At 49.7% G+C, this 21,998-nt stretch carries 8 protein-coding genes; 1 reads left to right on the top strand and 7 read right to left on the bottom strand.

The window, feature by feature from the left end:
* Window positions 1-6 precede the first annotated feature (6 nt).
* The 5 genes from MHH28_RS01805 to MHH28_RS01785 form a co-directional block, all read right to left on the bottom strand.
* A complete protein-coding gene (locus MHH28_RS01805; RefSeq protein ID WP_405110957.1) occupies window positions 7-4,641 on the bottom strand; it encodes an amino acid adenylation domain-containing protein in 4,635 nt (1,544 codons plus the stop codon).
* Between the two features lie 26 nt (window positions 4,642-4,667).
* Complete coding sequence (locus MHH28_RS01800) at window positions 4,668-7,703, bottom strand: beta-ketoacyl synthase N-terminal-like domain-containing protein (protein WP_405110954.1); 3,036 nt, start codon at window positions 7,701-7,703, stop codon at window positions 4,668-4,670.
* A 25-nt stretch (window positions 7,704-7,728) separates the two neighbouring features.
* On the bottom strand, window positions 7,729-13,203 hold the full coding sequence (locus MHH28_RS01795) for a type I polyketide synthase (RefSeq protein WP_405110951.1): 5,475 nt from the start codon (window positions 13,201-13,203) through the stop codon (window positions 7,729-7,731).
* Between the two features lie 370 nt (window positions 13,204-13,573).
* A complete protein-coding gene (locus tag MHH28_RS01790) occupies window positions 13,574-15,001 on the bottom strand; it encodes a family 43 glycosylhydrolase (RefSeq protein WP_405110948.1) in 1,428 nt (475 codons plus the stop codon).
* 55 nt (window positions 15,002-15,056) lie between these two features.
* Window positions 15,057-16,874 (bottom strand): family 43 glycosylhydrolase, encoded by a 1,818-nt coding sequence (locus tag MHH28_RS01785; protein WP_405110945.1) that lies wholly within the window; start codon window positions 16,872-16,874, stop codon window positions 15,057-15,059.
* Window positions 16,875-17,099: 225 nt separating this feature from the next.
* Between MHH28_RS01785 and MHH28_RS01780 the strand changes: the two genes are divergently transcribed.
* The gene (locus MHH28_RS01780) at window positions 17,100-18,242 is read left to right on the top strand and encodes a glycosyl hydrolase family 8 (RefSeq protein WP_405116794.1); all 1,143 of its coding nucleotides are present in this window, start codon (window positions 17,100-17,102) and stop codon (window positions 18,240-18,242) included.
* A gap of 323 nt (window positions 18,243-18,565) precedes the next feature.
* On the opposite strand, the gene MHH28_RS01775 is transcribed toward MHH28_RS01780, so the two are convergent.
* Window positions 18,566-20,185 carry a response regulator gene (locus MHH28_RS01775; protein ID WP_405110942.1) on the bottom strand — a complete coding sequence of 540 codons (1,620 nt, stop codon included), beginning with the start codon at window positions 20,183-20,185 and terminating at the stop codon, window positions 18,566-18,568.
* The gene (locus MHH28_RS01770; RefSeq protein ID WP_405110940.1) at window positions 20,172-21,968 is read right to left on the bottom strand and encodes a sensor histidine kinase; all 1,797 of its coding nucleotides are present in this window, start codon (window positions 21,966-21,968) and stop codon (window positions 20,172-20,174) included. The genes MHH28_RS01775 and MHH28_RS01770 overlap by 14 nt, the downstream gene beginning before the upstream one ends.
* Window positions 21,969-21,998 lie beyond the last annotated feature (30 nt).

The raw sequence follows: 21,998 nt of genomic DNA, 5'->3' as shown, positions 1-21,998 counted from the left end.
CTGGCCTTAATTGAACTTCGCCAAGATGAAATCCAAGTCTTCCATATCCACATCGTTAAAATCCGCGGCGGAAACTCCATCATCCTCAGACTCAATACAGTAGATGATCGTATCCCTCAGTGTATCCATGAAGGCATTGGCCTGCTGTAGTATGATCTCCTTGGAATGGATGTTCGGGTTATATATCCACTCGAATGTTAAGCGGCCATGCCGTACATACCCGTTCACTTCAAGCAGACTGACCCTTGTATTCTTCAATCCTCTGGGATAAAGGGGCTCACCGGTAAGCAGCCGGAATTGTGCATGCTCTGAGCTCTGGTGATCCAAATGCCCCATGTAATTGAAAACAATCTCAATGGCTTCATGAGGGCCATCGCCAAGCATGAACTCGAACTTACGCTTCTGAACCGCAGATAATCCATCTTTCACTTTTTTCAACACCACTCCAGTGTTTGTAATATCATCCGCATAGAAGTGGAAAGGGTATAGGTTGGTAAACCAGCCTACCGTTCTTGAGAGGTCCACCTTATCGGCAAGCATATCTCTTCCATGGCTTTCCAAATATAGGGTGTGGTCTGCCCCGTCCCATTCATGCAATAGTATTTCCATGGCGGCAATCATGACTTCATTAGGCTGAATGCTGTAATGTTTAGGCACTTCAATCATTAGCTTTGAAGTCTCTTCTTGGGATAAGGAGAACATACATTGCTCTGCATCCCGTTCAAGATTGTCTTTCCCGGACCAGCCTTTTACGGTATTTCTTGAATACGCCGCGTTTTCTTTTGTCCACTCGTTCTTTTTGCTCACTGCTTCATAGCCGCCAGCATATGCCTCTGCCGCTTTACTCCATGTTATGAAGGAGGTGGTTTTCTGCGGAAGTCTAACTTCCAGCTTGTCTGATAAAGCCTGATAGCAATTCAATAGATCCTCAATGATGAACCTGAAAGACACCGCGTCGCATACCAGATGATGTGCCGTCAATACCAGTCTGCTTCTTGCCCACGTATCGGACACGATTAGCAGCCCTTTAAATACATCTCCCGTTTGCAGATTGAGAGATTGCTGACAAGCCGTCAGTTCCTGCTGCATCCTTTGTTCATAGTCATTACCAATCGTAATTTCTACTGTCTTCAAACGTTCGCTGTAGGCAAACGGCAGAATATCCGCATACCTTGGAGCCTTTCCGGGAAGTACACGGGTTCTTAACAAATCATGCTGCCGGCACACTTCATTCAGCGCTTCATTCAACCGCCCGGCATCTACGCTTCCCTTCAACTCAAAGCTTACAGACTGGTTCCAATGGTTAACTTCCTGGAAATCGTTGTTGAAGAACCATTTCTGGATAGGCGCCAGCGGGTAAGTGCCTGTAACCTCTCCCTGATCACAGTGAATATGTTCAACAGCAGCAGCGTTCAATGCCATTTCTTCAATACATTTATCATCGTAAAATGACTTTAATTCGAGCTTAATCCCTGCTTCCGCCGCCTTGGCGATGACCTGCATGCTGATAATGGAGTCACCGCCAATTTCGAAGAAATGATCGCGGATACTAACCCGCTCAGCCCCTAAGAGCTCACTCCAGATTCGTTCCAGCTTTCTTTCCATATCTGTAGACGGCTCTACGTAGTCGTTGGCCGACTCCATTCTCTGTCCTAAGGATGCTAATCTGCTGGTATCCGGCTTGCCGTTAATATTGAGCGGAATGGCATCAATCGTATAAAAAGCTGACGGAATCATATACGAAGGTACTCTATCATTCAAATGGGTTCTGATTTCTTTCATAGTTACTGCTGCATCCACCACTACATAAGCTGCCAGATAAAGATTGCCCTTGAGATCCAGCTCCGGGACGACAACCGCCTCACTCACTTGTTCATGAGAAGAGAGCGTATTCTCAATCTCTCCAATCTCGATCCGGTGTCCCCTGATCTTGACCTGATTATCTATTCTTCCGATAAAAGCAATATTTCCGTCGTCCAGCCAGCTTGCGTAATCACCCGTCCGGTACAATTTACCGGGACCATAGGGATTATCAATAAATTTCTCCGCTGTCAGTTCCGGCTTGTTCAGATACCCCCGGGCAATGCCCACACCTGCTATACATAATTCTCCGATAATTCCTTTTCCACATAAGGAAGTATGATTTATAATATAGATTTGCATGTTGGAGATTGGCTTGCCGACCGGTATTTTATTCGGAATTTGTGCAGTCCTCTCGTACAGCCAGTCCGACGCACACACCGTAGTCTCGGTGGGGCCATACGCATTGAAATATTCAATGGGCTCTGCCAATTTTTCTACCAGATTGACGCTTGACCCTGATCCTGCTGTGATCAACAACCGGATTCCGATTTCTCTATCCGAGATCATATTCCAGTAGGGCGGCGGCAAGGTGGCGACTGTTACGTTATGTCTTCTCAGCTCTTGTTCAAACAGATTCACATCCAGTGCAACTGCTTTGGTAATGATGCACAATCTGGCGCCAGTGAGAATTCCCATAACCATTTCCCACACCGAGGCATCAAAAACAAGATTGGCAAATTGCAGAATCGTATCGTCCACAGTAACTTTGTATTTATTCCTAAAATAATCTCTCAAGTTAACAATGCCGCGGTGTTCCACCATAACGCCTTTGGGCTTGCCTGTAGTTCCCGAGGTATATATTACATAAGCTAAATGTTCCGGATTACTGTGATCCGTAAGATTGTCCGCGAACTCGTTCTTTAGTTGCTTATCACAAATTGAGATTTGCTCAACGCCTGCATAATCCAAAGGAATGCCGGAAGTTATCACATGCCGGACTTTGCTGTCTTCCAAAATATACTCAATTCGCTCCCTGGGATAAGTCAAATCCACCGGCATATAAGCTCCGCCAGCTTTGGTTACACCCAGTATGGCAATGATGGCCTCAATGGATTTATCCAGCATGATGGCCACAATGCTCTCGCAGCCCACACCGCATTTCCGCAGATGATTCGCCAGTTGATTGCTGCGGATGTTCAGTTCTGTATATGTTATCCTCTCATTACCGCATACAACTGCTACTGCCTCTGCCCTGAGTGCCGCCTGGGTCTCAAATAACTGTTTGATGGTCTGCGGCGTATAGTCCGTAACCTTTTCGTTAAAAGAGTAGAGGATCTCAGCCTTTTCTACTTCCGAGATCATTTCAATATTTTTAATGGCCTGATCCTCATATTCAGCAATGGATTGGAGAATATTCAGATAATAATCCTTAATCTTCTCCATCCGCTCCCGGCTAAACTTATCGGATTTGTACTCAAACCAGGCGCTTAACCCATCCTTTTCATCATTTACTTCCAGCGCCAAATCAACCTTGGCTGTTTTTAAATCCAGTTCTTCGAACTCTATGTAGAAATCCTTTGTTGTAATATCCTTGAGCGCATTGGTCTCATAACTGAACACAACCTGATAGACAGGTGTGGACTGCAAATCTCTTTCTACCTTCAATTCCTCTACTATAAAATCAAACGGCAAATTCTGATGCTTCAGGGCCTGCATCACATTGGCATTCTCCGCCTGAATATAATCGAACAATTGTTGCTCTTCATCAATGTTGCTGCGGATCGGCAGCATGTTCAGGAAGCACCCGATGATGCTCTGGAATTCCTCTTCATTTCTCCCGGTCACCGGAACACCGACAATAATATCGTTTTGTTGTACATACTTATGCAGCATGATTTTGAGTGCGCTCATTAATAATACAAACAGCGTAACCCTGTGTCTTTTTGCAGCAGCTTCCAGTTGTAATTTCATATCCTTGCCGATTGAGAACGCTACACGTTCACCTTGATAGGTAAGTTCATGACTGACCGCGTAATCCGTTGGAATCATACAGGTCATGCTGCTGCCCGACAAATGCTCCTTCCAGAATTGAAGCTGATGATCGAACTCGCCTTTGGCAATCCGGTTATTGATGTGAACTACATAATCATAATATTGCACAGCAGGTTCCTGTACAGGCTCCACGCTTGTTCCCGCATAGGCTTCATACCGTTGAAGCAATTCTCTAATAAAAATGCCGCTTGAATAGCCGTCCGATACTATATGATGCCAAACAATTTGCCCAATCCATTCGGTCTCACTGAGCTTGTAACAGATCAGGCGGATAAGCTTGCCCTCAGATAGCTGAAACGGCTGTATTCCTTCCGTGTACATCATTTGCCTGATCTCTGCAGGCGATATTTCCATCTCTGCCTGGGAGTAGTCGCATATTTTGAAGTCCGGCTCTTCGCTATCTTCGCTAAGCTCAACCTCAAGCTTGCCTTGTCCCCCCTTGAATTTGGAACGCAGCACTTCCTGCTGCTTAACCTCCGTTCTAAAGGCCTTATGCAAAAGCTCCACTTGAACTTTTCCATGGAATTTCACATAGCCCGAAACGTTATACGTAATTGATTCATTGAAGAGTTGTTCCACATACCAGATTTTTTTCTGCATATAGCTGGAAGGCAAAACGGTCAACTCAGGTGCTCTCCTGGTGACCATAGGCATCCCTTTTTTTTGCAGGATGGTTTGCCTTTTCTTATTTTTTTGTTCTTCCAGGAGACTCTCCAGCAGCAATCGCTTGGCGTCCGATAAGGCATTGACTCTGTTTTTCACACTTCCGCTTTCATTGTTCTGCATCTTTACACACCTTTATCTGTCAATATTTAGACTGCATCCAAATCGAGGCTTTCTGACAACTCCTGCAATACAAGGTCAGCTAGATTCTTAACAGTCGGTGCTTCAACAAACAGTTTCAACTGCAATTCAATACCGTATAGTTCCTTTATTCTCAGGATGACTTGAGTAATCATCAGAGAATGTCCGCCAAGCTCAAAGAAATTATCGTGTATGCCAATCGGCGTGATCCCCATAATCTCCTGGAGTATTTCCGCTATACTCTCTTCAATCACATTCTCAGGCTCTTCATATTTCGCGGATACATCCGGCCGGTTGTATGGGGCCGTTTCCGTATCTACAGCACTGTCGTCTGAAATAGCCTCATTCCGGTCGTTGGTTCTGGCCGCATCTATTACCTTCTGCTTGCCGGCTTCAATCCAATGCCTCTTCTTTTCAAAAGGATATGTCGGAAGCGGGGTTCTGAATAAGCTTTCATCTTCGTAATACTTTGCAAAATCAATGTTCAGTCCGCTGATCCAGATTTTCTTTACAAACTCCGCCATAAATTTATTATCATTCATCGTATTCTTAACGCTGCGGACGGTTTGGAACATTATGCATTCCGTGTAGTCTTTCAAATTGTCCTGCATAAAGACAGAGAGGGTTTTTCCCGGACCCACTTCGATAAAATATTTATAATTATTCTTTGCCAGGTTAACGGAAGCATCTTTAAATCTGACGGTGCCCAGCATATGCTGTATCCAATAGTCAGCACTCATCGCCTCTTCCGGCTTCAGCCACTCACCCGTGACATTGGACATTATAGGGATAATCGGCTTGTGGAAGGTGACAGTCTTGAGCACATCCCGCATTTCCTCCACTGCACCCTGCATCATATAGGAATGAAACGCATGGGAGGTGTGGATAATTCTGTACTCTCTATGCTCTTCAATCTGTCCGATCACTTCCTGCAGTGCTTCGCTATCCCCGGCCAATACAACCCGGTTCTCGGAATTAATCAAGGCCAGTGATACTTTGCCGCTAATATAGGCCTGTGCCTCTTGCTCGTTCATATTCACATACAGCATGTCGCCCGTCGGCAGACCTTGGATGATCCTGCCCCGCATGACCATTAATCTAAGGCCATCCTCCAATGAGAATACCCCTGCCAGACAAGCGGCCACGTACTCTCCGACACTATGCCCCAGCAGAGCTTTGGGAATGATTCCCCAATGCATCAAGCTCTTGGCCAAGCAATACTCAACGGCAAATATAGCAATCTGCGTATTCCGGGTTTCTTTCAGCGTTTCTTCGCCCTCAGCATCCGCTTGATCTGCAAAGATAAGCTGTCTCAGATCATAGTTACACTGCTTCTGAAGGATCTCGAAGCACTTATCCAGCTCATGCCGGAAGACAGGCTTCGTATCGTACAGTTGTTTTGTCATATTCACATACTGCACACCTTGTCCCGGGAACAGGAAAACAATTTCCTTTTCGTTCTCATTCGGAGATTTTACCGCAGAGAGGCTGCCGCTTAATTTATGAATCAGATCCTCCCTGCTGTTGCAGACCAGCCCTCCTCTATAGGGCATTCTTTTTCTTCCGATATTCATGGTGTAGAGGATATTCCGGTAATCAATGTCTTCATTATTCTGCACAAAGTCGAGCAGTTGTCTGGCAACCTCGCCATAAGCGGTTGTTGTCTTTGCGGACAGCAGCAGCAATTGGAATTCCTCGTTGCTTTCAACGTTGCGGGTTTCAATCGCCTCTTCCAGGACTACATGAACATTGGTACCGCCAATACCAAACGAGCTTACGCCCGCTCTTCTTACCCCGCAATCCGGGTTCCAATCCTGCAACCGGGTATTCACATAGAAAGGGGAGTTCTTCAAATCAATGTTGGGATTCGTTTCTTTATAATTGATGCATGGTACAAGCTTCTTATTCTGCAGCATCAGGCTGGTCTTAATTAAACCGGCCGTACCTGCTGCAGAATCCAGATGTCCGATATTCGCTTTCACTGCACCCAAGGCACAGAAATTCCGCTTGTCCGTGCCTTCAGAGAAAGCTTCTGTAAGTGCCTGTACTTCTATCGGGTCCCCCATGGGAGTCGCTGTTCCATGAGTCTCAATGTAAGTAATGGTTTCTTCCTCAATCTCACTTAAGATCTGGGCGCTCTTAATGGCATTGCGTTCACCTTCAATGCTTGGTGCCGAATACCCCACCTTTGCCGAACCGTCATTGTTAAATGCGGCTCCCTTAATGACAGCAATAATATGATCTCTGTCGCTGACGGCGTCTTCCAGTCTTTTCAGTAGAACTGTTCCTACTCCGCTCCCGCTTAATGAACCGCTGCAATCTTTATCAAATGGCCGGCAATGTCCGTCTGCAGAGAGAACCTCTCCTTTGATATATAGATAACCGCTATCCTGTGGAAGCGACAGGGAACTTCCTCCGGCAATAGCCATATCACATTGATAATTCAGCAAGGCCTGACAGCCCAGAACTACGGCGGTCAGGGAGGTAGAACATGCGGTCTGCACGTTCACGCTCGGTCCCTTCAGATTCAACTTGTAGGAAATCATGGTCGAAGCATAATGAACATCGTTCCCAATCCATATTTGTCTGATCTCGGAAGTGGAATCCAGATCCATATTGGACATTATATTCTTCAATAAGTACTTGCTGGTCCCCGTCCCGACGAATACGCCGACCTTCCCGTCATACTGGTCCGACTGGTAACCGGCACTTTCCATCAGCCGCCAAGAGCTTTCAAGCAGGATTCTTTGCTGCGGGTCCATCAGGGCCGCTTCCCTGGGGGTGAAACCGAAGAACGCCGCATCAAAGTGCTCAATATCATTCATTTTAAATCCGCATTTCATGTACTCCGGGTTGCTGAGCAGTTCTTCCGGTATCCCTGCTGCCCGCAGCTCCTCATCTGTGAAGAAGGTCAAAGACTCCGTTCCATTGCACAGATTCTCCCAATACTGAATTACGTTATCTGCTCCCGGAACCTGGCAGTCCATCCCGATGATGGCAATATCGAGGTCCCTAAGATCATCATTCCCGGCAATAATTTTCATGCTTTCTGTGTTCTCCTTTCCGTTTTTATTTAGATAGTAGAAGTGCAGCCTCTTCTTCTGTCAGGTTCTCCAACTGGTTCAATAACGCTTCCAGCTCTGCCTCTGATTCGTCTTCAACAATCAAGTCGTTGATGTCATTTAGGTGTTTTCTGGCCAAGTCAGCAATGCTGATTCCTCCCAAAATGTCAACAATCGAGATGTTAATACTGCATTGCTTGTTCATCTTATTTCTGATCTCTGTAGCTATAATAGAATCCACTCCAACCGAACTGATCGGCTCATCAAGCACGAGACTCTCCTTCTTGGCATGAATGGTCTCCGCGATGATTTCTGCGAAGAAATCCATGATAATCGTGCATTTTTCTTCATCGCCCGGTGCTTTGGCTAGAATGCTGAATAAGTCCGTCTCTTGTGTGTCCCCCGCAGTATCATTGCTGTGTACGGCCAGATGATTGTACAATGCCGGCTTGCCCGGATAATTATTGAGTGCAAGCGGCCAGTCCGCTTCACCGATTACCGCATGGCATAACTGTTGTCCGAACACTCTTTCCAGTGCTTGCATACCGTTCACCGCGTAGATCGGATTCATGCCTCTTTGATATTTATAATGATCAATTAGATTCTTTTCTTTAACCATACCGACACCCCATGGTCCCCAGCCCAGACTCAACGCAGGTTTGCCTTTACTGCGGCGATAGTAGGCCAATGAATCCATAAAGGAGTTCGCTGCTGCATAATTCACCTGTCCAACCGCCGTAACGACTGAGCCTGTGGATGAGTACATGATGAAGAAGTCCAGTTCAACCTCTTCAAGATATTTATTCAACAACCATGCACCTTTAACTTTGGTGTCATAGACCTCATCGAACTCATGTTGTTCCATTTGCATCATTAATTTGTCTTTGACTACACCGGCAATGTGGATTACACCGCCGATGGCCATAGTTTCTTCATGAATCAGTCTTTGCGTAAGCTCCCCAACTGCTTCTTCATTGGCAATGTCCAGAGCGGCCACTTCAACGGTACAGCCTTTTCGTTCAAGCTCATTGATAAATTGAACCTGGCTGTAGAGCTTATGGGATGAATCCATCGTTTTTCTTTCCTTTTTATCGGGGAACTGAGTACGGCCCATCAATATAAAATGTCTGGCTCCCTTGTCGTACATCCAATTCACAGTGATTTGTCCCAAAGAGCCCATTGCACCGGTGACCAGGTAAATCTTATTGCTAACCATATTTACCGGGATGTTCCCGTCCAGATCGTAGATATGCTCCAGTCTGGCAACATAACGGATGCCATTTCTATACGCCAGCTGATCTTCGCGTGTGTAATTGTCCAGATCGTTAATCAATCGTTCGACAGAGGCCGGGTTATGATCGATATCAATACTTGCCCCCCAGCTTCCAATGCATTCCGAGTGGCTGATTACTCTGCACATACCGATAGCTGCTCCTTGCAGTACATCGACTGGCTCCTTACCGTCTACACTGACTGCCCCCTGGGTAACTGCCCAGGTACGATACTTCACGGTGTGCTCATTCAAAGTATTCATAAGATAACGGATACTGTTGACAGCCTTCTGCTTGGAAGCTTCAATCTCTTCCGTATCCATTTGGTCATGACTTTTAATATCCATCCCCCATAGGTGGATAATGCCGTATTCCTGATCTTTATCCATGTGCTGAATCAGCTTGATATAATCCTCTTTATCATTGCTGACAATAATACTGCCTATGTCCTGGTTGCCGGGATTCTGATAATCCGCGTAGAACCGTTTGCAGTTATAGCCTCTGCCGCTCAGCTTCTCGGCAATCATGTCACCCACACCGGAGGCATCACACAGCACAATCCAGTTCGTATACGAATTACGAGCCGTGATCAGCTGTTCATCGTCTTCAACCTCCTGAGCCCTCCATTCAATGGCATAGAACCATTCCTGCAGATTCTTCTCACTAAGTACGGCAGCTTCCGCACCTTTTTCTAGTGATCTGGCAACAAAGTTGTCTACATATACAACGATGTTTCCTTGCTCATCATAGATTTCAATATCCCCGGCAATGAACTCCTTATTGGCTTCCTTCACAATAGAACGAACCCGCAATGGACCTGAGGTGTTGCCGTATACGACTATGGAATCCACCGTGTCAGGCAGCTTGAGTTCAACCTGTCCTTTATCTCTCAACTCATCAAATTGATTGGCGAGAAGGGACTGGAAGGCCGCATCAAGAATAACCGGATGCAAGATATTATCCATGTCCTGGATACCTAGCTCCTCCAGCATGCAAAGCTCAGCAAGGACTTCATTATTATTAATCCATACTTCCTTAAGCCCCTGGAACATCGGGCCGTAGGTGAAATTCATTCTCTCCAGCAGCTCGTAGCATTCCGCTTTATTCAAATGTTCCTTGGCACTGTGCTTAAGAGCCTCCAGATCGGCTGATCCGTTGACTGTCCAGGTCTGCTTCCTGACAAATTCCCCACGGAAATTCTCGGTAGTTCTGGATACATCACCATCCGCCAGGCTTCCGATCTTCACCACCCCGTGCTGCGGGTCGTAGCTGATAGACATATGGCCAACATTATTCTCATCAAGGAACAACGCTCTGTTAAAGTGGATATGATATAAAGCATAGACCTCTTCTTTGCTTAACTTGCTATAGTCACGGAGCATTTGGAGAGAGGCTTCAATGAAATGGGCTCCGGCCAGCAACACACTGCCATTTACACGATGATCTTTGACGAACGGCATCATATAATCATTAATTTCCGTTTCCCATAACGGTACAAAGCTGTTCTTGCGATATCCGATAAAAGGATGCTCATTCTGTCCAAGACGTCTCTTCATATGCTCCTTGGATTCTTTCCAGAATCTCTCGTGCTCCCATTGATAATGCGGCAGCTTCGCATACTTGAAGGTTCCTGTGTACATCTGGGACCAGTCGATTGCATAGCCTGCGCAGAATAGCTCAGAGAAGGTTCTGGCCATTATTGGTATTTCCGGATCATTTCTGCGAAGGGATGGCGAGATAGAGACTTCTTTATCCATATCACTCGCAAGCTCACTTACTGAATTCGCCAGTACCGGATGAGGGCCAACCTCCACGAAATTGGTATAGCCCTCCTCCAAAATCTGCTTCATGGCCTTGGCAAAGTACACGGAACCGGATACATTCAGCCACCAGTACTCATTATCCAGCTCCGGCCCTTCCGCCAGCTGGCCATTTGCGGTGGTATACGTTCTGATTTTTGCTTTTTGCGGATGAATATCGCGCAGGGCCTCCAGCAGCTCCGATCTAATCTCGCTCATAAACACACTATGATAAGGCACCGTTACTCTTAAGAATTTGTTAAAAACACCGTCAGCGGCAAGCTTGTTGCTGATCTCTGTAAGGCATAACATATCTCCGGATAAGGTGAGACTTGTGTTGCTGTTGATTGCCGCAATGGATACTTTGTCGGTATTGCCAGCAATCAGCTCCTTGGCCTGTTCTTCATTCAAGGCAACCGCAAGCATGCCGCCTTTGCCAGTCAGCCGCTGCTGGAGCATACTGCGGTAATACGAAATCCGGACCGCATCTTCAAAACTGTAGACACCGGCAACATGCAGCCCCGCCACTTCTCCCACGCTGTGTCCAATGATCAGATCCGGACTGACCCCCATGCTCTTCCACATCTCAACCAATGCAACCTGAACCGTAAAATTCAAGGGCTGGGAGACTTCTGTGAACTGCATGCTGGATTGTTCCTCATCAATCAGGAATTCATCAATCAGTGACCAGGACAAGTATTTGGAGAACTCAGAATGGCACTTCTCAACCACGTTACGGAAAACCGTGTTGGTATGATACAGCTCGCGTCCCATCGCGTACCATTGGGGACCCATGCCGGTGAATATAAACACCAGTCTCTTGTCTTTTCCCTCATTTCCCACAACCACATTCTGCGGCCGAGTATCTTGCAGATAACCTGTCAGGCCCTGAATAATCTCTTCTTTGGTTTTACCAAATACCGCAAGGGATTTCGGGAATTTCTCACGTTTGGTCAGTGCGGAATAACAAATATCCGTTAAGCTTTCCGCTGTATGATTCAGAAATTCACTGAATTCTGCAGCAAGAGCCTTCAGGGATTGCTCTGTTTTTGCAGTGATGGTTAATACTTGAGGCAGCTCTTCGTTAACCGTTCCATCGTACTTTCTTTCCTGCGATATCCCCTGTAAAATTACGTGTGCATTGGTTCCGCCAAATCCGAAGGAATTGACACCGACAATGGCATCTTTGCCATCCTGCGGCCAGCTTTCATTGGCCAACGGAATTCTTAGCATCAGCTTATCCAGATCAAGCTCAGGATTAAGCTCTTTCATCCCGATATGCGGTACAATCTGTCTTCGCTCAAGGATGCATGCCGCCTTGATCACCGATGCGATGCCGGAGGCTGCCTCCAAATGCCCGATGTTCGGTTTGACCGAAGCCATGATGCATCTGTTATCGTTCGTTCTGTGCTCTCCAAAGAACTCACCTACCGTATTTACTTCAATGGGATCACCCAGCGCTGTTCCTGTTCCGTGCAATTCAACATACTGAACTTCGTCGGAAGCAATCCCTGCTCTTGCATATACATCCTGCAGCAGCATTTTTTGTGATTCGCCGTTAGGAACCGTAATACCATTCGTTCTCCCGTCCTGGTTCACGAGGCTCTCTCTGACCACGGCATACACATGGTCGCCATCTTCAAGGGCTTTATCCAGACTTTTAAGGACAATGATTCCGCCCCCTTCTCCCCGTACATAACCGTTCGCAGAAGCATCAAAGGTCTTGCAGCTTCCGTCCACCGACAAGAATCCGCCTTTGGATTCAGCTATGAAATATTCCGGGGCATAGATCAACTCAATACCGCCTGCCAAGGCCAGATCGCATTCACCGTTTAGCAGACTCCGGCAGGCCTCATGAACGGAAACCACGGAGGACGAGCAGGCTGTATCTATGGATAGGGACGGCCCCATTAAATTGTATATATATGAGATTCTATTGGATAACATCGTCATCATGCTTCCTACTGCAGCATGGGTTCCAATCTGTGAAGCGTCGGCAAATTGCAGGATTTTATAATCAAGAGTAAATCCGCCGATAAACACACCTGTTTTGGAACCGCTCAGACTGCCGGGCTTCATTCCTGCGTCTTCTAACGCCTCCCAGACAATCTCCAGCATTTGTCTCTGTTGCGGATCGATCTGGTCTGCCTCTCTGGCATTGATCCCAAAAAACTTTGCATCAAATTGATCAAATTTATCAATAAATCCCCCGCGCTTGGCGTGGCTTTTTCCTTTCACCTGTTTATTAGTATGATAATATTCTTCAATGCTCCACCTGTCCCCGGGAATATCCGTAATCGCATCCTTGCCTGACTTCAAGATGTCCCAGAACTGTTCTACGTTATTTGCGCTCCCCGGAAACCTGCAGCCCATCCCTACAATCGCCACTAGCTTTTCTGTCTGTTTTCTCATACCTTTCGCTCCTTTTACTATACTTATCATTCTCAGACCAAGTTCAATTGTTCATTATGTAAATCATTAATTACACACCATAAATCATTAGAGCTTTCGCCTAAGCTATGTATATGGGTTCGAATAAATATGCATTTTATACAAGGGATTAGTGGACGTAAACGTAGTGGAAATAATTTTTTTTGTTATATCCAGGGGTTGCTTAGATATGGATTAGGGAGAATTAGTAAATGAGGTCATTTTTTCATGATTGTAGGATAAAAATAGCATATAGCCCAAGATTATAATGTGACTTTCTTCACCAAAAAGCAGCACTTGTGAACATCCAAGTGCTGCTTGTGTATCAGGCCATATTCAAGAGGTCGTAAGCTTATTCCAGCGTGAATGAAGCAAACTGCGCACCGCCGCCCCCGGTATACGTGAAGTACAGCGCCTGAACGCCGTCCGGAATCGCCACTTCCGCAGCATACTCTTTCCAGACATTCGTGAACCCTACCGGAATAGAGGCAAGCGCAGGCCCGTCCCAGGCTGTCTTCACCTCGAACTCACCATGGCAATAGCCCCGTACCTTAATGGAGACCCGCGATACCCCTTCACAATTGAAATATTTGAATCCGGCGGTAGCCGAATCGGTCATATTGGCAATATAGCCAGTCTTTTCGTCGCCGTCCCTGCCGTCCTGGGTAATCTTCGGGAACCTGCTGTCCATCCAGGCACCGATCTTGCCGAAGCCCCCGGTGTACATCTCCTGATCCTTGGTGAACAAATGGCAGGCCAGGTAAGCCGGATATTCGCCGCGCCCATTGAGCGGGCCGCCGTTCGGTCCGCAGGACGTAATCTCCACCTGCGGGATGGTGCCGTCTGCGCGGAATTCAATCTTCTCGATGCAGCCCTGGCGGGAGAACGCTGTCCCGTTGGTATGGCGGTGGTAGAAAATATACCATTCTCCATTAACCTCCACGATGCTGCCGTGATTATTGCCGCCGTAATACATCGGCTGGTCCGCAGGCTTATACGTATCGATATGCAGATCGCAGTTGCTCACAATGACTCCCTGATACACGAAATCCCGGGTCGGATGCTTACTGGTCGCATAACACAGCTCATGCATCGAGATGGAGGAATAGACCAGGTAGTAGATATCCCCTCTTTTGCGGATGGACGGGGCCTCGAAGAACTCATAGCCCTCGAAGCCGGTCCCCTGGCTGTAAGGCTGGCTCGGTGCCACGAACACAGGCTCTTCAATAATCGTAAGCATATCGGGACCGAGTACGGTAGCCATCGCGCCGTGTCTGGACTTGTCGCCGTATCCGCAGAAGCCGGTATACAGATAAGTGGTGTCTCCTTCGGTCAATACCCCCGGATCAAACTGCGGCTCATCGCCTTCACGTTCGCCCAGACGCGTGCCGTCACTGTAGGTTACATACCCGTAGAACTCGTATTTCCCGCCCGGCTTCTCGCAGACAGCCACCGATACGACAGGAACCTTGTCCAGTACATAGTAGAGATAATAGCGCCCGTCCGGTCCCTGGGTCACATCCGGTGCATAGAGACACATGTTGCCTTCCGGGTTAAGCGGGTCATCTGTCGTCTGGTAGATCACACCTTCATACTGCCAATCAGCGAGATTGTCCTCCGGCGCTGACCAGCAGACATAGTCGTTCAGACAGAAGGCGTGGCCGTTGAAGCGGTCATGTGAGCCATAGACATATACTCTTCCTTCAAAAACATAAGGCTCCGCATCCGGCACATACTCCCAGGAAGGCAGATATGGGTTGAATCCTTGTTGTTGTGTCATTCTATAATCCTCCATTTGTTATATAGATTGTACTGCTTAATGTGACCCGGATAAGCTAAGCAAGCACCGTCACCTGTATCGTGCAATCGGCGTAATCCGGGTGTACATCTCTATCCCCAGCCACATCAAGTAGAGGTACACCCTTATTGTTATAGTGAACTCTGTGGATCGCCGAGCATCTCGTTCCATGCTTCACCAGTTGTTCTTCCCCGTGGTAGAGAACCAGCGTAGTGCCGTCTGCATCCTGGAAAAAGGAGTTGTGCCCCGGGCCATACACCCCGTCCAGCGAATAATAAGAAAGGGCAGGCGTGGCCGCCTTGCTCCAGGCACCGGCATCCAGAACGTTGCCGCCCCGTGGAAGGCTTAACCAGCCCACCGCATAGGTATAGCCCGTTGCTGCGCCGCCGGAATAGGCTATATACACGGTATCTTCCGTAAGGAGCGGATACGGGCCTTCGTTATTGATCGTGCCCTGCACATTCTCCCAGCCCAGTAGCGGACGCGACAGCAGCACCGGCTCACTGGTTAATACCGCCGGATTCGCTTCATCTACGGTGGCGATATACAGCATGGAGCCGGTATCGAGCGGCGTTCCGATCCCTTTGCGGTAAGACCAGACTACACATGAGGTGCCGTCAGCCCTGAAATATGTCATATCCAGCGTAATGCCGTCTTCGGCCAAAGGAGTACCGTCCATCCGCTTCACCCGGACCGGTGTGCTCCAATCGGCAGCCTTCATAATATCGCCGCCCGGATTCAGCTTCATAAGATGGCATTGCGGTCCCCATACCTTGCCGCCAACGGCGAACAGGATGTACAGCTCCCCGCCGATGACATGGAATTCCGGCGCCCAGAAGGTCTGGATGAAGTTCAGCTCCTCATTCAGATCCAGAATGACAGCTTCCTGGAAGCCAGGGGCAAATAGATCCTGCAAGGTATCCGCCACGCGGACATAGATGCCGATATTATTAACATTGTCATTGGTGGCAAGGAAGTAATACCTGCCGTTCCAGGGGAGTATTACCGGGTCTGCATAGCCGCTTGCCAACGGGAACGGCAAATCGTACGTGACTACCTTGCCGGATACGGTATAGGTTCCCGGTAAGGTAAAATCGATCCCTCCAGTATCCCAGGCCACCCGCTTATCGGCAGTGGAGCCGTCAGAATATAGCGCTGTGGCTCTGACCTTCGCCAACTCCTCAGCCGAGTGGACACTGACCTGCTCCGCCACGCGAATACCGGTGTTGCGCACAGGGGTCCAGGCAGCCTGAACCTTGCGGCCGGCGGGGCCGTCCACTGTCAGCACATTCCCGGGACGGGTTCCGGGCAGCGGCTGAGCGGGCCGCTCTGCCGCGTAAGCTTCCGCGGGCTCCGGCGGCGAGATCCCTTCCGGCTTCCGCAGGTCAGCCAGCCGGTTCACATAATAGTTGCCGTCGTTGTCCTGCCAGCGGACCTCGTATCCGCCCGTGCTGTCGAGTGCACAGACGGCTTCTTTTACATACCGGTCCTTGTGTAACCGGACAAGCCGTTGGTCTTCGAAGTTCACCAGATCCGGCGAGGTCCACAGCAGAATCTGCCCTCTGCTCTCCCCGTCATCTTCCCCGGCGGCGTCAACCCTTACCGCAATAATCCCGAATGTGCCATCCTGTGCGCGGAACAGATAGGGATTTTTCAGTCCTTTTTCATGAATCACATTGTCCTCATCCACGGTTGCCACGGCAAATAATAGGCCATAGTTCCGGTTCAGCGGCTGTAATACGTTATGGTCATCTATGCAAGCCATATGAACACTGTTGCTGAGAGACCCGGTGTAATCCTGGTTCGGTATGCGTGTGTAGACAGTAAGCTTCATTAGATCCTGCACCTCATTCATCGCTCTATCACCCTAACCTTGTTATTCAACTTGCAGCATGTCTTTATCAGTATAGAGAAGCTTTTGGAGTGAAGTCCATGACATATAGACACCTAAGTTTGATCTATCCTTAGATTATGGGCCGGAGCCGGAAACCTCTATAAATTATCTGGAAAACGCTTTAATCTCTATATCGCCGCTTATGATATACTTGGGCAAAATATGAATCTCCTGGAGGTTGTTATGATGAATACTACAGAGGGCTCTTTTTATACCGGAGCGTACAGGAATTTGTTCCTTGAGAACGGACTGGACCCGGAGGCGATTCAGCAGCGGCTGGAAGATACCTGGAATGAAATGTTCTACGGTGCCCCCGATGTGCGGATCTACCACCCGATGGATGATGATAAGGGATATATTGTAGATACAGGCAATACCGATGTGCGCACAGAAGGCATGTCCTACGGGATGATGATGGCGGTTCAGATGGATAAAAAGGAGGAATTCGACCGGCTCTGGACCTTCGCCAAGGTATTCATGCAGCATACGGAAGGCCGCTATAAGGATTATTTCGCCTGGCAATGCAAGCTGGATGGCACGCGGCTGTCTCCCGGTCCGGCACCGGATGGAGAGGAGTTCTTCGCGATGGCGCTGTTCTTCGCTTCCAGCCGCTGGGGTGACGGAGCCGAGCCGTTCAATTATTCCGAGCAGGCCAGAATCATTCTCCGCGCTTGTGTGCACAAGGGAGAAGACGGGGAAGGCGATCCGATGTGGGACCCCGAGACCCGGCTGATCAAGTTCATCCCGGAGACTCCGTTCAGCGACCCCTCCTATCATTTGCCGCATTTCTATGATCTGTTCGCCCTGCAGGCAGATCAAGAGGACCGGGCGTTCTGGAAGGACGCAGCTGCCCGGAGCCGGGCGTATCTGCACAAGGCCTGCCATCCCGTAACCGGCCTGTCGCCGGAATATGCCAATTATGACGGGACACCGGCTGAGCCCCAGCCGCATGGCGATTTCCGCCATTTCTTCAGCGACGCTTACCGGGTTGCCGCCAACATCGGGCTGGACTACGAATGGTTCCGCTGCGATCCTTGGCAGGTAGCGCAGTCGAACCGCATTCAGGCGTTCTTCCGCGATACCGATCCGGCCGATTACCGGCGGTATACCATTGACGGCCAGCCGTTTGACGAGCCTTCCCTCCATCCAGTCGGCCTGCTGTCCACACTGGCGATGGCTTCGCTCGCTGCTGACGGACCGGACGCCGGCCTCTTCATCAAGCGCTTCTGGAACACCCCGCTGCGCACCGGAGAACGGCGGTATTACGACAACTGCCTGTATTTCTTCACCATGCTGGCGCTGAGCGGGAATTATCGGATTTATATGTAAAAGTAAGCAGTTTCATCTTAAGACGGAATTGAAAAAAGAGGGGCACTTGTGCTGCACAAGTGCTCCTCTTTTGCTCGTTTTGCCCACGTCAGGCAAATTCAGGTGCACTAATGCTCTTCATTTGATCATTTCGTCCGTATTTAGCAAATTCAGGTGCACTTGTGCTCCTCATTACTCACTTGGCCCGCATCCAACATATCAAGGAGCGACTATATCTTCCTTTAATTTTTCTCATCCAATATAACTAATTCCTACCTCTCTTATCACATCTCTCTCCCCTGCCTAACCCTCACAAGCGGCCCTCGGCTAAGAGCGCAGGCCATTCACCCGCTAAACACATCCGCCCGGTATTCCTGAGGTGTGGTGCCGGTCCATTTTTTGAATACCCGGGTGAAGGATTGCGGGGTTACATAACCGATTAACGAGCCGACCTCGGCGACCTTCAGCTCGCCTCTGCGCAGCAGCTCCTTGGCCTGGCGGATGCGCAGCTCCTCGATATATTCCGACAGATTGATGCCGCGCTCCTGCTTGAACAGCCGGGATACGTACGAAGGATTGAAATGAATCAGATCCGAGAGCCGCACGAGCGACAGGTCCTGAGTGAGATTCTCTTCTATATACAGACAAATGGTGTCGATGACACCCGCTGCCCGCTTCTGCTCCCCGCTCTTCCTGACAGAGAACAGCTGCTCCGCCGTGTTCCGAAGATACTGGAAGGCTTCGCCGAGGGTACGGTGAACCTCAAGCTGCATCAATCCGCTTGCCCCGATCTCCTCGTCCGCTTCCCATCTGTTAATATACGACATGAGCATCAGCGCAATCGTGTAATACAGCTCGGTAAGATAAGGATTGCACCTTCCCGGGTCCTGCCCCGCCGGTTCGGCCATCTCCCCGTACAGCCGGAGGAACTCCTGCTTGCGGCCTGCCTCCAGATGCGCAGCCAGGGTCTCCACCTTGTCACGCATGAACCGGTCACGCACGGTATCCGGCACCGCCGCTTCATTCAGCTGTACCTTCTGCACCATCCGCTCCCCGTCCCCGGCCCGGTAATGCTGAACTTGTCTGGCCTTATCGTACACTACCGGAAGCCTGGGCCAGGCACACTCCTCCGCACTGAGGGTGATGGCCATCCCGACCTCCAGCGATTCCCGGCAGGACTGCTGAATCAGCTCGAAGGTGCCTTCCAGGAACTTCATCATCTGCTCAAAAGCATCCGGCTGCGCTGCCTCTCCCGTCCCGTCCGGCTGAATCATCCAGATCAGGTCACCGTACCGGTCGATGACCCCGAGGCTGGCCGTCCGCTCCTTCAGCAGCTTCTCCGACAGGAACTTCACTGCAAGCGCCGTCTCCCGGCGGTCCATATACGTGCGCGAGGACTCAGGATCACTGATGCTGCCCAGTGCAATCAGCACCGGCCGCGAAGCATCCAGTGGAATATTCAGACGGATGAAATCCTCCGCCAGATCCTGATCCACCTTGACGCTGTGAATGAGATGGCGGAAATAATCGCCCTGCGCCAAGGTCTCCAGCGTGTTAAGCTGCTCCTTCGCCTCACGCATCAGGTCATTGACCTGCATCGTCTCCTGCAATTCCTGGAGCGCACGCTTGACCGCCTCAATCAGCTTCGGATACCCTTCATTCTTGAGCACATATTGGACGCCCGGAGCCTGAATCGCCTGATAGACGTAATTGAAGTCGCTGTGCCCGGTCAGGAATACGATTTTGCACTGCGGCCAGCTACGGCGGATATGCTCCATCAGCTCCAGCCCGTCCATCTCGGGCATGCAGATATCAGACAGGACGATATCCACCCGGGTCCGGCTCAGCAGGCTTAGCGCTTCGTGGCCCGAGTAGGCCTTGTAAATGTCCAGTTCCAGCTCCATTTTGCCAAACACAACCGCCAGACCATCCGTGATAATCTCTTCATCGTCAACGATAAGCATCCTGTACACCGGTATCCTCACCTCCAGCTCTAAAAAGGATGGTCACCCTTAGTCCGCCCAGTTCACTCCGGTCTGCCAGCAAGCCGCTTGCCTCCCCGAAGGTCATGCGGATGCGCCGGTGGATATTCACAAGGCCCGTTGTCTCCGCCTGCTCCTGATAGACATTAAGGGACTCTTTCAACTGCTCCAGTGTGTCGTCGCTCAGCCGGTCCCCATTATCTTCAACGATAATGCGGATGTCCGGGCCATCCTGGGCGAAGCGGACAATGATCAGGCCCTCCATTGCTTTCTTTTCCAGACTGTGCTTGAACGCATTCTCAATAATCGGCTGGACAATCAGCCGCGGCACCTGCACCTGCTTCAGCTCCCCGGACAAGGCATCGAACCGGACCCCAATCCGCCGGGAGAAACGCATGGCCTGAATCTCTGTATACATTCTCGCATGGTGGATCTCCTGTTCCATAGACACAAGATCGGAAGCGTTCCGGGTGACAAACTGGAAGTATTCGCCGAGCATCGTGGTCAGCTGTTCGATCCGCTCGGTATCGCCGGTCTTCGCCATGGTGTTCAGAATGAAGAAGCTGTTATAGAGGAAATGCGGGTTAATCTGTGACTGCAGCTGCTTCAGCTCTGCCCGCTGGGCCAGGATCTTCTGCTTATACACCTGGTCGATCAGGGAATGCAGGTTGCTTACCATCTGATTGAAGCGGCTGTACAGATAACGGAATTCATCCCTCGACTCATGCTGGATATGAATATCCAGATCGCCCTGCTCCATTCTCCGGAAGCTCTTCACCAGCGTCAGCATCGGCTTATGAATGAACTTGTAGGTGGACAGCGCAAAAGCAATGATGATCGCAAGCGCAGCCACGGCGAACACCCAGGCCCAGGTATAGAATTTGCTCAGCGGATTCTTGATAATGCCCTCCGGGATGATCCGGTAAATGGACAAGCCCAGCTCCTGCGAGCCGGTCTGGACGATATAATAAGGTGCGCCTGCGATGCTCAGCCTCTCCCCGGAGGCAACCAAGCGGATATCCCGGGCGTACCGGGAGGGGTCCGCCTGCGCCAGCTCACCGGTCATACTGTACAGCGCGAATCTCGCACTGTCTGACAGCAGCAGCGTTCCACTGCCGGGATACGTATTGAATTGGCCCAGCGCCGCCCGCAGCTCTTGGGTGTCCAGTTCAATCTCCACCGTGAGCAGCGGCTCCGCGCCCTTAATCCCCCGCTGCTTCATCGCACTGAGGTACAAGCCTCCTTCCCATTCAATCACCTGGGACTTCCGGTCCCCGAAGACCGAGCGGATCTCACGGAAGCGCTTCAGCTCAAGCTCACGCACGCCGCCAACCGAAGAGATGGTCCGGCCTATAGTCATGATATGAACGCGTACGTCCTTGATATACGTGCTGCTGTTCTGCACGATGAACAGCCGCTTCATCAGCGAATTCAGGTTCTCCGTGCGGTCAATGGTCGGCAGCGTCTCCCAGGTCAGCGCCAGCTTGTTCAGATCCTCATCCTCCAGCAGACTGTACTGCAACAGCTTCATCCGCTCGATCTCATTCTCCATATCACTTAAGTAGAAGACGGTCTGGGCACTGGCCGAGCTGCGAATATCATTGCTGGCCGTTTGCACAATCCACTGATACAGATAGGCGGCGAAGACAAGAATAGGCAGCATAATGAGGAGAAAGGTCACAATCAGCCGCAGAAATATCGTATTGCGCAGTGAATAATCCTTTTGGAACAACAATCCCAGGCCCCCAGCAATCATTTTCACCATTATAGCCTGAATCCCGGAAGCTCCGCTGGC

This window comes from Paenibacillus sp. FSL K6-1217, from assembly GCF_045040735.1.
Taxonomy (GTDB): domain Bacteria; phylum Bacillota; class Bacilli; order Paenibacillales; family Paenibacillaceae; genus Paenibacillus_AQ.
The sequence above is the reverse complement of the archived record's forward strand: the minus strand, read 5'-3'. Positions and strand labels throughout refer to the sequence as shown.

Bases quoted from the DNA above. Each gene is read 5' to 3' on its own strand.
- MHH28_RS01805 (WP_405110957.1), bottom strand. From the start codon at position 4,641: ATGCAGAACAATGAAAGCGGAAGTGTGAAAAACAGAGTCAATGCCTTA.
- MHH28_RS01800 (WP_405110954.1), bottom strand. From the start codon at position 7,703: ATGAAAATTATTGCCGGGAATGATGATCTTAGGGACCTCGATATTGCC.
- MHH28_RS01795 (WP_405110951.1), bottom strand. From the start codon at position 13,203: ATGAGAAAACAGACAGAAAAGCTAGTGGCGATTGTAGGGATGGGCTGC.
- MHH28_RS01790 (WP_405110948.1), bottom strand. From the start codon at position 15,001: ATGACACAACAACAAGGATTCAACCCATATCTGCCTTCCTGGGAGTAT.
- MHH28_RS01785 (WP_405110945.1), bottom strand. From the start codon at position 16,874: ATGAATGAGGTGCAGGATCTAATGAAGCTTACTGTCTACACACGCATA.
- MHH28_RS01780 (WP_405116794.1), top strand. From the start codon at position 17,100: ATGAATACTACAGAGGGCTCTTTTTATACCGGAGCGTACAGGAATTTG.
- MHH28_RS01775 (WP_405110942.1), bottom strand. From the start codon at position 20,185: ATGCTTATCGTTGACGATGAAGAGATTATCACGGATGGTCTGGCGGTT.
- MHH28_RS01770 (WP_405110940.1), bottom strand. From the start codon at position 21,968: ATGGTGAAAATGATTGCTGGGGGCCTGGGATTGTTGTTCCAAAAGGAT.